At 68.5% G+C, this 14,157-nt stretch carries 11 protein-coding genes; 5 read left to right on the forward strand and 6 right to left on the reverse strand.

The window, feature by feature from the left end; genetic code table 11:
* Window positions 1-93: 93 nt before the first annotated feature.
* The 5 genes from ACFWY6_RS36365 to ACFWY6_RS36385 form a co-directional block, all read right to left on the reverse strand.
* A complete protein-coding gene (locus ACFWY6_RS36365) occupies window positions 94-1,722 on the reverse strand; it encodes an ABC transporter substrate-binding protein (RefSeq protein ID WP_384699815.1) in 1,629 nt (542 codons plus the stop codon).
* A 603-nt stretch (window positions 1,723-2,325) separates the two neighbouring features.
* The gene (gene typA, locus ACFWY6_RS36370; RefSeq protein WP_384699817.1) at window positions 2,326-4,200 is read right to left on the reverse strand and encodes a translational GTPase TypA; all 1,875 of its coding nucleotides are present in this window, start codon (window positions 4,198-4,200) and stop codon (window positions 2,326-2,328) included.
* A gap of 167 nt (window positions 4,201-4,367) precedes the next feature.
* Entirely contained in the window at window positions 4,368-4,673 is a 306-nt protein-coding gene (locus ACFWY6_RS36375) for a helix-turn-helix domain-containing protein (RefSeq protein ID WP_384699819.1), read from the reverse strand.
* A complete protein-coding gene (locus tag ACFWY6_RS36380) occupies window positions 4,670-5,020 on the reverse strand; it encodes a type II toxin-antitoxin system RelE/ParE family toxin (RefSeq protein ID WP_384699821.1) in 351 nt (116 codons plus the stop codon). The genes ACFWY6_RS36375 and ACFWY6_RS36380 overlap by 4 nt, the downstream gene beginning before the upstream one ends.
* 169 nt (window positions 5,021-5,189) lie before the next feature.
* A complete protein-coding gene (locus ACFWY6_RS36385; protein WP_384699823.1) occupies window positions 5,190-7,478 on the reverse strand; it encodes an ABC transporter family substrate-binding protein in 2,289 nt (762 codons plus the stop codon).
* 337 nt (window positions 7,479-7,815) lie between these two features.
* Between ACFWY6_RS36385 and ACFWY6_RS36390 the strand changes: the two genes are divergently transcribed.
* From ACFWY6_RS36390 to ACFWY6_RS36410, 5 genes are all read left to right on the forward strand, one after another.
* Window positions 7,816-8,121: a hypothetical protein gene (locus tag ACFWY6_RS36390; RefSeq protein WP_266870508.1), complete on the forward strand. Its 306-nt coding sequence runs from the start codon at window positions 7,816-7,818 to the stop codon at window positions 8,119-8,121.
* A gap of 64 nt (window positions 8,122-8,185) precedes the next feature.
* Window positions 8,186-9,019: a hypothetical protein gene (locus ACFWY6_RS36395; protein WP_266870507.1), complete on the forward strand. Its 834-nt coding sequence runs from the start codon at window positions 8,186-8,188 to the stop codon at window positions 9,017-9,019.
* The gene (locus ACFWY6_RS36400; protein WP_384699826.1) at window positions 9,019-10,971 is read left to right on the forward strand and encodes a fumarate reductase/succinate dehydrogenase flavoprotein subunit; all 1,953 of its coding nucleotides are present in this window, start codon (window positions 9,019-9,021) and stop codon (window positions 10,969-10,971) included. The genes ACFWY6_RS36395 and ACFWY6_RS36400 overlap by 1 nt, the downstream gene beginning before the upstream one ends.
* Entirely contained in the window at window positions 10,968-11,738 is a 771-nt protein-coding gene (locus ACFWY6_RS36405; protein WP_361811516.1) for a succinate dehydrogenase/fumarate reductase iron-sulfur subunit, read from the forward strand. The genes ACFWY6_RS36400 and ACFWY6_RS36405 overlap by 4 nt, the downstream gene beginning before the upstream one ends.
* A gap of 151 nt (window positions 11,739-11,889) precedes the next feature.
* A complete protein-coding gene (locus ACFWY6_RS36410; RefSeq protein WP_384699828.1) occupies window positions 11,890-13,173 on the forward strand; it encodes an alpha/beta hydrolase family protein in 1,284 nt (427 codons plus the stop codon).
* A gap of 36 nt (window positions 13,174-13,209) precedes the next feature.
* On the opposite strand, the gene ACFWY6_RS36415 is transcribed toward ACFWY6_RS36410, so the two are convergent.
* Window positions 13,210-13,932 (reverse strand): SMI1/KNR4 family protein, encoded by a 723-nt coding sequence (locus ACFWY6_RS36415; RefSeq protein WP_384699830.1) that lies wholly within the window; start codon window positions 13,930-13,932, stop codon window positions 13,210-13,212.
* Window positions 13,933-14,157: the final 225 nt, after the last annotated feature.

The following is a 14,157-nucleotide window of genomic DNA, read 5'->3' on the forward strand; positions in this document are numbered from 1 at the left end:
ATCGCCCCCCTTGGGGGCCCCGGCCCACCCGGCGCCCGCCCCACCCCCCGCCGGGGAGCGCGGGGCGACGCTTCGGGAACGGGCCTCCGACGCCTACTTCTTGAAGACCTCGATGTCGGTGAGGATCGGGTCACCGGCCTGGTCAAACTGCACGTGCTTGACGTTCTGCGAGTAGGCGGAGAGCGTCTTGTTGTACCAGAGCGGGATGCCCGGGAAGGTGTTCACGAGCTGCTTCTCAGCCTCGTTGTACAGCTCCGCGGACTCGTCGATCGTCTTGGCCGCGTCGGCCTTCTTGGTCAGCTCGTCGAACTTCTTGTCCGAGAAGCCGCCCTTGTTGCCGTCGACGCCGGTCCCGTAGAGGTCGGCAAGGAAGTTGCCGTTGAACGGGTAGTCGAGCACCCAGCCCGACCGGTACATCGCCTTGACCTGCTTCTTGTCCCGAATCTCGGTGTCGGCCTGGAAGTCGGTCGTCGGGTCGCCGGTGCACTTCACGCCGGTCGACTTGGTGATGCTGTTGCACACCGCCGTGACCCAACCCTTGTGCGGCTGGTCGGCGTTGTACTGGATGGTGATCTTGTTGCCCGGGATGCCGCCGCCGTCCTTGACGAACTGCTTGGCCTTCTTCGGGTTGAACTTGCAGAACTCACCACAGGCACCGGCCTGGTAGCCCTTGACGCCCTTGGCGACCCAGCCGGAGGCGGGCTCACGCGTACCGGCGAAGGTGGTCTTCGCGATGGTTTCGCGGTCGATGGCCATCGACAGACCCTGGATGACCTTCACGTCGACGTCCTTGAACGCCTTGCTGTAGAAGGCCGGGTTGACCGTGTTGATCGCCGAGAAGTCCTGCTCGATGGCGCGGTCGCCGAAGTCCTGCTTGAAGTTGGCGAGCTCGCTGTCCGGGATCAGCGGCATCGTGTCGACGTTGTCCGAGCGCAGGTCGTTGTACGCGGCCTGCGGCGTCGTGTACGCCTTGAAGTTGATGCCGCCGTTCTTCGGCTTCTTCTCACCCTTGTAGCCGGACCAGGCGGTGACCTGGATCGACTTCTTGTGCTCCCAGCTCTTGAGCTTGTAGGGACCGTTGCCGACCGGCTTCTCGCCGTACGTCTTCGGGTCCTTCAGGGCAGCCGAGGGCATGGGGTAGAACGGCGCGTAGACGAGCTTGTACGCGTAGTACGGGATGCCCGAGTTCAGCGTGATGGTGAAGGTGTTGTCGTCGACGACCTTCAGACCGGACATGGTCTTGCCGGTGCCCTTCCCCTTCTCGGGGTGGACCTTGTCGTAACCGACGATGTCGCGGTACCAGCCACTGTTCTGCTGGCCGTTGGCGGGGTTCGCCGCGAAGTTCCAGGCGTCCACGTACGACTTGGCCGTGACGGCCTCGCCGTTGTGGAACTTCCAGCCCGGCTTCAGCTTGACGGTCCACACCTTGTTGTCCTTGTCGGGAGTGACCGACTCGGCGTTCTCATAGGTGATGTTGCCCTGCTTGTCGTAGTTGACAAGCCCCGTGAAGAGGGAGTTGATGACGACGCTGCCGTACGCCTCCATCGTGTTGGCGGGCTGCAGAGCGTTCTGCGGCTCACCATTGGCGTAGCTGACGATCCCCTTGGGGTCGACCTTGCGGTTGCTGTTGTCGCTGCTGTCGCTGCCGCCGCCACAGGCAGTAGCCGCCAGCGCCACGACACCGGCTATCGCGACCCACTTGGCGCTCTTGGCACCACGCATGGGGTTCCTCCTCATGAGTCCACTTGTTCACTACAAGAGGGGGTACAAGAAACCGCGCCGACACCCCTGACGGCGCGAAGATCGACGTACCCCAGTGTGCTCGTGAGTCGGCGCTCCCCACAGCGCGTGACCCATTGACCCGAGCTATACGCGGTCAACTATTAGCCATGAGGTACCGGTCGACCACAGTCTTTTGGTCTCGGTTCAATCACACCTGGTGCGTACAACTTCCAAAATCCGGACAAACCGATCCGAGATAGATGGTTGCGAAACGGACGTGTTACACATCTAACGGTCAATGGCGTCCGCATTCCGGACGGAGCGTCCGGGAAAACCGGTTGCGGCGGGGCGAGTTGAAGACGCCCGGCGGGGCCGTTCGGACGCGGTCCGGTGGACACGCGTAGACCCTGGGAGGTGTGCGCCAGCGTAGCGGCCTGACGGGCCGCGCAGGGGGCAACCGCCGCAGATACGCGAGAGGCCGGCTCCCGGCCCTCCTTCCGGAGGGGCGGAAACCGGCCTCAGTTGCCGAATTCGCAGAGCGTCAGCGGCAGTTGTGCATGAGCCTGGCGCGGCGCGAAGCTTTAGCCAGACTTTGTCACGGCCTTAGCCGTGCTTGGCGCGCGAAGCGGTGCGCCCGCGCTGCTTCTGGTCCAGGACGACCTTGCGGATGCGCACGGTCTCCGGGGTCACCTCGATGCACTCGTCGTCGCGGCAGAACTCCAGGGACTGCTCGAGCGAGAGCTTGCGGGCGGGCACGACGTTCTCCGTCGTGTCCGCGGAAGCCGCACGCATGTTGGTGAGCTTCTTCTCCTTGGTGATGTTCACGTCCATGTCGTCGGCGCGCGAGTTCTCACCGACGATCATGCCCTCGTACACCTCGGTGCCGGCCTCGGTGAAGATGACACCGCGCTCCTGGAGGTTGACCATCGCGAACGGCGTGACCGAACCCGAACGGTCCGCGACCAGCGAGCCGTTGTGACGGGTGCGCAGCTCGCCGAACCACGGCTCGTGGCCCTCGAAGATGGAGTGCGCGATGCCGGTACCGCGGGTCTGGGTCAGGAACTCCGTACGGAAGCCGATGAGGCCACGCGACGGAACGATCCACTCCATGCGGATCCAGCCGGAGCCGTGGTTGGTCATCGTCTCCATACGGCCCTTGCGGGTCGCCATCAGCTGCGTGATGGCGCCGAGGTGCTCCTCGGGCGAGTCGATGGTCATGCGCTCGATCGGCTCGTACGTCTTGCCGTCGATCTGCTTGGTGACGACCTCGGGCTTGCCGACGGTGAGCTCGAAGCCCTCGCGGCGCATCTGCTCGACCAGGATGGCGAGCGCCAGCTCACCACGGCCCTGGACCTCCCAGGCGTCCGGGCGCTCGGTGTCCAGGACACGGAGCGAGACGTTACCGATGAGCTCCTTGTCCAGACGGTCCTTCACCTGACGGGCGGTGACCTTGTGGCCCTTGCCGCCCTTGCCGACGAGCGGCGAGGTGTTCGTACCGATGGTCATGGAGATCGCGGGCTCGTCGACCGTGATCAGCGGGAGCGCGATCGGGTTCTCGGGGTCGGCGAGGGTCTCACCGATCATGATCTCCGGGATACCGGCGATGGCGCAGATGTCACCGGGGCCCGCCTTCTCGGCGGGCTTGCGCGTGAGCGCCTCGGTCATCATCAGCTCGGTGATGCGGACGTTCGACTGCGACCCGTCGCGCTTGATCCACGTGACGGTCTGGCCCTTGCGCAGCTCGCCCTGCTCGACGCGGCAGAGCGCGATACGGCCGAGGAAGTTGTCGGCGTCCAGGTTGGTGACGTGGGCCTGGAGGGGGGCGTCCTCGTCGTACTCCGGAGCGGGGACGTGCTCCAGGATCGTCGAGAAGAACGGCTCCAGGTTCTCGCTGTCGGCCGGGACGGTGCCGTCCTCCGGCTTGGTCAGCGAGGCGACGCCGTCACGGGCGCAGGCGTAGACGATCGGGAACTCGATCTGGTCCTCGTCGGCGTCCAGGTCGAGGAACAGGTCGTACGTCTCGTCGACGACCTCGGCGATGCGCGAGTCCGGGCGGTCCGTCTTGTTGATGCAGAGGATCACCGGCATGCGCGCGGCGAGGGCCTTGCGCAGCACGAAGCGGGTCTGCGGAAGCGGACCCTCGGAGGCGTCGACCAGCAGGACGACCGCGTCCACCATCGACAGGCCGCGCTCGACCTCACCACCGAAGTCGGCGTGGCCGGGGGTGTCGATGATGTTGATGGTGATGACGTCGCCGCCATCCTTGGGGTGGTACTTGACGGCCGTGTTCTTGGCCAGGATCGTGATGCCCTTCTCACGCTCCAGGTCGTTCGAGTCCATCATGCGGTCGTCGAGCGACTCGGCTGCGTGCGCGGCGAAGGAGCCGGCCTGCTTGAGCATGGCGTCGACCAGGGTGGTCTTGCCGTGGTCGACGTGGGCGACGATGGCAACATTACGAATGTCATGGCGCGTGGGCATACGAGCTGCGCTTCTCCCGGGAAGAGTGGACGGCGGCGCGTACGGTCCGGTACGCGTGCCCTGCCGGGCAGAACACGCCACGGCCTCACCCCAGTCTACGTGGCCCACGCGGCGATGGCCTGCGCGGGACCCTTGCAGGGGGCTTGACCAGGGGTTTTACCGCCGTACTAGGCGCTCTCGGCGTGCGGCGACAGCTCCACGCGCAGCTCGAGGTCGAGCGCGCGGGCCAGCCGGTCGAGCACCGGGATCGTCGGCACGGTGCCGCCCCCCTCGAAGCGTGCGACTGCCGACTGCGTCATCCCGGCTCTGCGCCCGAGCTCGCTCTGCGAGAGCCCCAGGTCCTGCCGCTGCTTGCGGACGGCCTCCGCGAGCACGAAGCGGAGTCGCGCGGCGGCGTACTCCTCCTCGATCTCGGGCGTGAGGGCCCGCGCCGCACGCGCGTCGGCGAGGCTGGTGCGCCTGGTCTGAGTCACGACTCCTCCTCGTCCACGGTGTGCCCTTCTTCCTGACAGCGCTTCATCGCCTGACGCGCCCGCTCGACCTCGGCGAACTCGCGCATCCGCGTCTTGGGGAACACCGTGAGCATGATCATGCGGCGGCCCGGGGCGATCCAGTAGGTGACACGGATCCGCTCACCTCCGCAGTAGAAGCGCAGCTCTCTGAGCTTGCCGTCGAGCTGGCGCGTGTACGGCTCGTCGAGGAGGACTCCGCGCTGTTCGAGCAGGTCGAGGTGCATGAGGGCTTGCGCCCAGCGTTTGTCGTCGAGCCCGGACAGCCACGCAGCGACTTCCGGCTCGAGTTCGACGGTACCCCACGTCATAGCATCAACGCTATGGGCCGAGGCATGCCCGTGGGGTGGGTCGTCGAGTTCTCACCCGTTCGTGGGGAAGGGGCACGCATCCCGGGTCAGTGGATGAAAACGACCTTGCCCGCCGGGGTGGCCGGCGGGCAAGGGAGTTGAGCGGAATCTGAGCGTAGTTAGGGCAGGCTCACTTCTCCTCGGGCTTGCCCGACGGCTTCGCGCCCGGCTTCAGGAAGCCGATGTCCTCGTAGTTCGGGGACTGGAAGCCGAAGGCTCCGGCGTTCGCCAGGTTCGGGCGGGCCGCCACCAGCTGGGGGCGCTGGTAGAGGGGGATGGAGCCCGCCTCGGCCCAGATGCGGGCGTCGGCCTTCCTGACCAGGGCACGGTTCTCGTCCTCGTCCAGCTCACCCAGCGCCTGGTCGAAGAGCTGGTCGATGTGGTCCGTGCCGACCCGCGTGTAGTTCTGCTCCACGTTGAGCGAACCGTCCGCGGCCGGTACCGGCTTGGCGAAGATCGGGCGCGCGTCCGTGGCCGGGAAGGCCGACGCGGGCCAGGAGTAGAGGGCGAGGTCGTACTGGCCGGACGCGATGTGGTCCTTGAAGTAGCTGTCGTCGGCGACCTTCGCCGTCTCCGTACGGACGCCGATCTTCTCCAGCATTCTGGAGATACGTTCCGCCACCGTGCGCAGCGACTCCGATCCCTCGCCCGAAGGCAGGACGAAACGGAGCGTGAGCGGCTTGCCGTCCTTGGCCATGAGGCCGCCCGGCGCGGCGGCGGGCGCGGCCGGCGCCGCGGTGCCCTTGGGGGCGTACGCCCCGGGAGCGCCGCCCTTCTTCACCTGCTTGTCGGTGCGCTGCCTGGTGTGCTCGCCGGGGTCCTTCTTCTTCTCCTTGTCCGCCTCGCGCCGCGACGTGAAGGAATCCGCCTGGCGGGTCAGCGCCGCCTCCTGGTAGGCCGCTGCCGGAGCGGGCGCGAGCACCGAGGTGCCGCTGTCGCCCGGCTTCTGGTCGTCCTCGCCGACGATGTACGTGCCGTCGCCGGAGTCGCCCGAGCCATCGGACCCGGACTCCGCGCCGGACTTCCCCTTCTCGGCGCCGGCCGTCTTCTCCTTCTTCTCGTACTTCTCCTTCAGCGGGCCGCCCGGCACCCACCCCGCATCCGCGAGCAGCGCCCGAGCCTCGGTGGTGTCCTGATCCCCCAGCGCGCCGCTGTTGTCGGCGTACGCCTGCTGCCCCGCGAGGGCCAGGTGGCTGCCGACCGGCTCGGCGGGCAGGCCGAGCGGGGTCAGGACCGCCTTGGCGATCGCGTCGCGGTCGAGGGCGCGGGCCACCGCGCGCCGCACCCGGTCGTCGGCGAGCGGGCCCTCGGTGCCGTTGAGGGCGAGCTGGGTGTAGGCCGGTTCGAGGGACTTGCGGAGGGTGTAGCCCCGCAGGCCCGACTGTTCGTCGGCGTACTTCTTGATCGCCTTGCCGGTCTTCTCGCGGGCCCGCAGCTCGGTGTCGGCCGCCTCCTCGTCGGAGCCGTTGGCGATCGCCCAGGAACGCAGCGCCTTCCCGGGGGTGAGCTGCGTCTCGGGGCCGTGCGGGAGCGGGCCCTGGACGCCCTTGTCACGGGCGGCGTTCAGGATGCGCCCCGCCTCCGGAGCGTCGATCTCGGCGAGGTCGACCTGCCCGGCGGCGAGCGCTGCGGCCCGCTCGCCGCGCGGCACCTCGCGCAGGACCAGCTTGGAGAGCTTGGCGGGCCTGCCCCACCAGCGCGGATTGCGGGTCAGCGTGACCTCGCCCGCCTTGCGGTCGAAGTCCTGGACGGCGAACGGCCCCGCGCTCACCTGGAGCTTGGCCCGCGCCCCGTCGTTGAAGGTGTCAGGGGTGCCCATGACCTCCTTGGGGTACAGCGGCGAGAAGAGCGAACGCCAGTCCGCGTAGGGCTTGTTGAAGGTGACGCGCACCTCCAGGTTGTTCGCTCCGCGCTCGATCTTCTCGATGCGGTCGTAGCCGGCGTTGCGAGCCGTCCAGTACGCGCTGTCCTTGCCGGAGAGCGCCCGCTGCTGTGCCGCGAAGTCGTCGGCGCCGATCTCCCGGCCGTCGCTCCACACCGCCTGCTGGTGCAGCTTGTAGAGCACGACCTGCTTCGGCTCGCGCTCGACGACCTTCGCGGACTCCAGGAAGTTCTCGTTGCGCTGGGCCCTGCCCTTCTCGTCCAGGCGGTACATCGACGGCAGGACCGCGCCCGCGACCCGCGTGGTGCCCGCATCGGCGTCCGACTGGAAGGAGTTGAGGGTTTCCGGCACCGCGTCGACGGCCCAGTTCATGGTCCCCCCGTCGGCGACGAGATCCCGTGCGGCGGGCGCGACGTCCTGGGCCGCGGTCGGGGCACCGGCCTCGTCGTGGGAGCTGCAGGCGGCGAGGGCGGGCAGCGTCAGCACGCCCGCGGCGAGGAACACGGCAGATCTCAGCCTGACGCGGTCTGGGGACATGGCGGATACCTCCGAGGCTCGCCCGGCCGCCAGTACCAGGACCATGCCGGGTTTGTTCCTGTATGTTGGGATATGGAGTTGATCACATCTATCGCTCCACTCAAGGCGACACGGCACGGCGAGTAGCGGCGACACGGCGCGGCGACGACCGGACGCCACCCGTGCGGCCCAATCCGGACACCTGGTCCGGCGCGTCGGCCCGTATCAGCGCGTGACCCGGCGCATTCGTTGCGTATGCGCCGCGAATCGATGCAGATCTCTTCCCAAGCCGGATGTGACGCGCAACACTCGCAGGCGCATGAGCGTTGCCACCGCACACCTGAAGTGAGGGCAAGTTATGGCTCTGCAGGATGACCTGACGGCCGTACAGCGATGCGTCGACGAGCTGGTCCGCACCGTCGACAAGCTGACGCAGCATGCCGGTGCCGAGATGCAAGGCATCGACGTACGCCGGGTCCGCACCGACACCGACCATCTGCGCGAGAGCTTCGCCCTGCTCCGCGCCACGACGCCGGGCGCTCCCCCCGGGCAGCCGCAGGAGCGGCCCGACCTCGTCCACATCCCCGAGAAGCCCTACGACAACTCGCTGTGGACGGACTCGGACGACGAAGGCCTGGGGTCGAAGGACCGTCACGCCCCCTGAGCCCCAAGCCCTCTGAGTTCCCTGCCCACCACCTCCGGAGGACGGACGAAGGAGTCGAGCCTCGTTGGCCACTGGCACAGAACCCCACCTGAAAAGCGAACAGGAGCCCGGCGGCGTACGAGGGAAGACGCGCGCCGCGATCAGCGCTGCCCATCTGCGGACCGACCGCTGGTGGCTCGCGCCCGCCGCGACGGCCGCCGGGCTCTTCGCCTTCGTCGTCTACTCGACCTGGCGGGCCTTCGCGAACGCTGACTACTACGCGGCGCCCTACGTCTCCCCGTTCTACTCACCGTGCCTCGCCGAGAACTGCGAGCCGATGCGGGGCGGGCCCAACTGGGAGATCTTCGGCAGCTGGTGGGGCCTGTCCCCCGCCCTGCTGATCCTGATCTTCCCGCTCGGCTTCCGGCTGACCTGCTACTACTACCGCAAGGCCTACTACCGCGGTTTCTGGGCGTCACCGCCCGCCTGCGCGGTCGCCGAGCCGCACAAGAAGTACTCCGGAGAGACCCGTTTCCCGCTGATCCTGCAGAACATCCACCGCTACTTCTTCTACGCGGCGGTTCCGGTGGCGGGCATCCTCACGTACGACACCGTGCTCGCGTTCCGCGACGAGCACTACGAGTGGGGCCACATGGGCCTCGGCACCCTCGTGTTCCTGGTCAACATCACGCTGATCTGGGCGTACACACTCTCCTGTCACTCCTGCCGGCACATCGTCGGCGGCAAGCTCAAGCACTTCTCCAAGCATCCCGTGCGGTACCGCATGTGGCAGTGGGTTGGAAAACTGAACGCACGCCACATGCTGCTCGCCTGGGCCTCGCTGGTGAGCGTGGCGCTCGCCGACTTCTACGTGTACCTGGTCGCGTCCGGCGCCTTCGACGATCCGAGGTTGTTCTGATGTCTCAAGTGGAGCGGCAGCAGTGGGACGTTGTCGTGGTGGGGGCCGGGGGCGCGGGCCTGCGGGCCGCGATCGAGGCACGTGAGCAGGGCGCCCGTACGGCGGTGATCTGCAAGTCCCTGTTCGGCAAGGCCCATACGGTGATGGCCGAGGGCGGCATCGCGGCCTCCATGGGCAATGTGAACTCCGGAGACAACTGGCAGGTCCACTTCCGCGACACCCTGCGCGGCGGCAAGTTCCTCAACCAGTGGCGGATGGCCGAGCTGCACGCGCGTGAAGCACCCGACCGTGTCTGGGAGCTGGAGACCTGGGGCGCCCTGTTCGACCGCACGGCGGACGGGCGGATCTCCCAGCGCAACTTCGGCGGGCACGAGTATCCGCGCCTCGCACACGTCGGCGACCGTACGGGTCTTGAGCTGATCCGGACGCTCCAGCAGAAAATCGTCTCCCTTCAACAGGAGGACGAGCGCGAATACGGCGACCACGAAGCGCGGTTGAAGGTCTTCCAGGAGTGCACCGTCACCCGCGTCCTGAAGGAGGAGAGCGGCGTCTTCGGCGAGGAGGGCCGGGTCAGCGGCACCTTCTGCTACGACCGCGAGTCCGGCCGCTTCTTCGTGCTCGAAGCCCCGAGCGTGGTCCTGGCGACCGGCGGCATCGGCAAGTCCTTCAAGGTGACGTCGAATTCCTGGGAGTACACGGGCGACGGCCACGCGCTCGCCCTGCTCGCCGGGGCGCCCCTCCTGAACATGGAGTTCGTGCAGTTCCACCCCACGGGGATGGTCTGGCCGCCCTCGGTGAAGGGCATCCTCGTCACCGAGTCGGTGCGGGGCGACGGCGGCGTACTGCGCAACTCCGAAGGCAAGCGGTTCATGTTCGACTACGTACCCGACGTCTTCAAGGAGAAGTACGCGCAGTCGGAGGAGGAGGGCGACCGCTGGTACGAGGATCCGGACAACAACCGCCGCCCCCCTGAGCTGCTGCCGCGCGACGAAGTGGCGCGCGCCATCAACTCCGAGGTGAAGGCGGGCCGCGGATCACCGCACGGCGGGGTCTTCCTCGACGTCTCGACGCGCATGCCCGCCGAGGTCATCCGGCGCCGGCTCCCGTCCATGTACCACCAGTTCAAGGAGCTTGCGGACGTCGACATCACGGCCGAGGCGATGGAGGTCGGGCCGACCTGTCACTACGTGATGGGCGGCATCGCGGTCGACTCGGACACGGCGTCGGCGCGGCGCGTGCCGGGTCTGTACGCGGCCGGCGAGGTGGCAGGCGGCATGCACGGCTCCAACCGGCTCGGCGGCAACTCCCTCTCCGACCTGCTGGTCTTCGGGCGGCGCGCGGGGCTGCACGCGGCGCGGCACGCGTCCGAACTCTCCGGGGCCAGGCCCCTGGTGGACGAGACGCAGGTGGACACGGCGGCGGCCGAGGCGCTGCGGCCGTTCAGCGCCGAGGGCCCCGAGGACGGGGCGACGCCGGAGAATCCGTACACCCTCCACCAGGAGCTCCAGCAGACGATGAACGACCTGGTCGGCATCATCCGCCGGGAGGCCGAGATGGAGCAGGCCCTGGAGAAACTCGCCGAACTGCGGGTGCGGGCACGCCGGGCGGGCGTCGAGGGCCACCGCCAGTTCAACCCCGGCTGGCACCTCGCGCTCGACCTGCGCAACATGCTCCTGGTCAGCGAGTGCGTGGCGCGGGCCGCCCTGGAGCGCACGGAGAGCCGGGGCGGGCACACCCGCGAGGACCATCCGGCGATGAACCGCGAGTGGCGCCGAGTGAATCTGCTCTGCCAACTGGCCGATCCGACGGGCGGGTTGGCGGCGACGGATCCCGTGCGCGGCCAGATCGACCTGGTGCGGGTCACGACCGAGCCCATCCGTCCCGACTTGCTCGCTCTCTTCGAGAAGGAGGAGCTGGTCAAGTACCTGCCTGAAGAGGAGCTCTACGAGTGAGTTCGTACGACGCGCAATTCAAGGTCTGGCGCGGCGATCTCGGCGGCGGCGGCCTGGAGGACTTCAAGGTCGAGGTCAACGACGGCGAGGTCGTCCTCGACATCATCCACCGCCTCCAGGCCACCCAGGCACCCGACCTGGCGGTGCGCTGGAACTGCAAGGCGGGCAAGTGCGGTTCGTGCTCGGCCGAGATCAACGGGCGCCCGCGGCTGATGTGCATGACGCGGATGTCGGTGTTCGAGCGCGACGACGTCATCACGGTGACACCGCTGCGGGCCTTCCCCGTGGTGCGTGACCTGGTGACGGACGTGGGCTTCAACTACACGAAGGCACGGGAGGTGCCGGCCTTCGTGCCGCCCGCCGATCTCGGCCCCGGCGAGTACCGCATGATGCAGGAGGACGTGGACCGCTCCCAGGAGTTCCGCAAGTGCATCGAGTGCTTCCTGTGCCAGGACACCTGCCATGTGGTGCGCGACCACGAGGAGAACAAGGCGGCTTTCGCGGGGCCGCGCTTCCTGATGCGGGTCGCCGAGCTGGACATGCACCCGCTGGACGCGGCGGCGGAGACCGGCCTCGACCGCAAGGCCACCGCCCAGGACGAGCACGGGCTCGGCTACTGCAACATCACCAAGTGCTGCACGGAGGTCTGCCCCGAGGGCATCAAGATCACGGACAATGCGCTGATTCCCTTGAAGGAACGGGCAGTTGACCGCAAGTACGATCCGCTGGTGTGGCTGGGGAGCAAGATTCGGCGGCGGGGGGAGTAGCGTCCCGCGGGCGGTTGGCAGGGCGTCGCTGGGCGCGGTTGGCAGGGCGTCGCTGGGCGTGGCCGGGGTGGGCCGTGGGGGTAATCCCCCACGGCGAAGTCTCGGGATTTCCCACATGGTCAGGGGCGCGGGCCGAGATCAGCATGGAGCCATGAACTTTTCGGCGACTGGCGCGACGCAATCGGCTTCAACTCGACGCTCCTCGGCTCTGACTCGACGCTCGATGATGGGGCTCGCGGCGGCCGGCCTGGCGGCGGCCGTGGTGGCCGCCCCGGCCCCCGCACAGGCACGGCCCACGCCCCCGGCGAACTCCTCGGGGGTCAAGGCGCGGCTTCCCGAACCCACGGGCCCGCACGAGATCGGTACGTTCTCGACGCGCCTCGTCGACCGTTCGCGGCACGACCCATGGGTGCCCTCGCAGCGGTACCGCGAGCTGATGGTCAGCGTCTGGTACCCGGCGGCGCGGACGTCGGAAGGCGACCACCGCCTGGCGGCGTACATGGCTCCGGGAGCAGCCAAGCGCTGGGACTCCATGTCACCGCACGGCATCCCCAAGGGCGCGATCGACTTCGCGGCGATGCGCACGCACGCCCGCGAAGGAGCCCCGGTGGACATGAGCGGCGGCCGACGCCCCGTGGTGATCTACGCCTCGGGCGCCAACGACCCGCGCACGTGGGGCACTTCAGCTGTCGAGGAGCTGGCGAGCCGCGGCTATGTGGTGCTGACGATCGACCACACCTATGAGGCTCCTGCGGTGCAGTTCCCCGATGGCTCGGTGAAGGACGACGCCCCGCTGCGCAAGGCGCTGGAGGAGGCACAGCCGAACGAGATGCCGGCCCTGCTGAAGAAGGTCCTCGACGTCCGGGTGGCCGACTCCAAGTTCGTCCTGGACCGCATCGACACCTTGCCGCACGGCCTCTCCAAGGTCGTCGACGCGCGGCGTGTGGGCATGTTCGGGCAGTCGGCGGGCGGCATAGCGGCCGCCGAGACGATGTACGAGGACCGCCGTGTGAAGGCGGGCATAGACCTGGACGGCACCTTGGAGTACAACCCCGAACCGAACGGCACGAACCTCATGCCGGTGGCCCGGCACGGCCTGGACCGCCCGTTCCTCCTGATGGGCAGGCAGGGCAGCGACCGCACGACGGAGCCGTCCTGGCGGGAGTTCTGGTCCCACACCACGGCCTGGAAGCGGAACCTGACCCTGCGCGGCTCGATGCACCAGACGTACACGGACCTGGCCTCGCTCCTGCCACAGGCCGGGGTGAGCCAGAAGGTGATCGAGGAGAACATGGGCAAGGTCGCCCCGGCTCGCGCGGTGGCGGCGCAACGGGCCTATGTGGTCTCGTTCTTCGACCGGTGGCTGCGGGGCGATGATGATCATCTGTTGGACGGGCCTTCGGGGCGGTGGCCGGAGGTGGAGTTCGCGGGGTGAGTCCGCGCTGGGCCTGACGCCGAGGGCGACTGGGCGTCAGGTGGTCCCGCTGGGCTGCCCCGGTGCTGCCGGAGTGTCCGGCGGGGCACCAAGGGCCTTGCGCTCCGTGTGGTCCAGCCAGTGCAGGTACCACTCCGCGAACGTCACCCGCTCCTTGTCCTTGTGCCGGACTGGGAGTACTCCCTCGCCGGCCGCCCGGACGTCGTCCCACATCGTGCCGCGCTCGGGACCGGTGACGGCGAGGAGCGTGTAGTAGGCGCAGCCCTGCTCGCTGATGCAGAGGGTGCCCTCGGTCAGGGCTTCGTGGAGCTCGTCGTGGCGGGCGTCCCAGGAGCGGTAGTCGCGCAGGAACGCCTCCTCGTCGGAGTACGCCGCGCGCTGCGGCTCCGCGCACTCATGGGCATCCAGTTCCTGCGTGCGCTCGGGGCGGAAGGGGAGCGGGTCGGGGCAGGGGGCGGGGAGGAGAGGGGGCGCGGCGTTCACTGAAGCCTCCTGCGGCTGTGGCGGCCGCACGGGGAGCAGTCCGTAGTCGGGGCCCGCGCCCCCGGCACCGACCTCGAGGAGGAAGCTCCGGTACTCCGCCGGGAAGTCGAAGCCGTGCCGTCGCTCCGCCGCCCGCACCTGCTCCTCCGTGAGGACCGGGGTCAGCTCGAAGCCATGGCCGTACCGCCCGTGATAGGCGCCGAACACCGACCCCCGGTTCGGCGCCGCGCGAAGGGCGAGCACGCGCTCCCGTACCCCTGTCCAGGCCCCGTCCACCTGCGCTCCTCCCCCTCACGGCCGGCGCCCGGAGCGGACCCGGCCTTGCCCAGGGTCACCGTACGCGCCTAGCGTGAATGCGCTTTCAATCCGGTTCAGGCCGGTTCAGGTCGGGTTCAGGTCGGTTCAGAACGAGAGATGAGCAGCGCCGTTCCAGTCCGGCGGCTTCACCCCACGCGTGCGGCCGCTCCTGGCCAAGGAGCGGTTCAGCATCTGAGCGGGGCC

The sequence above is a fragment of the Streptomyces sp. NPDC059037 genome, assembly GCF_042740015.1.
GTDB lineage: Bacteria > Actinomycetota > Actinomycetes > Streptomycetales > Streptomycetaceae > Streptomyces.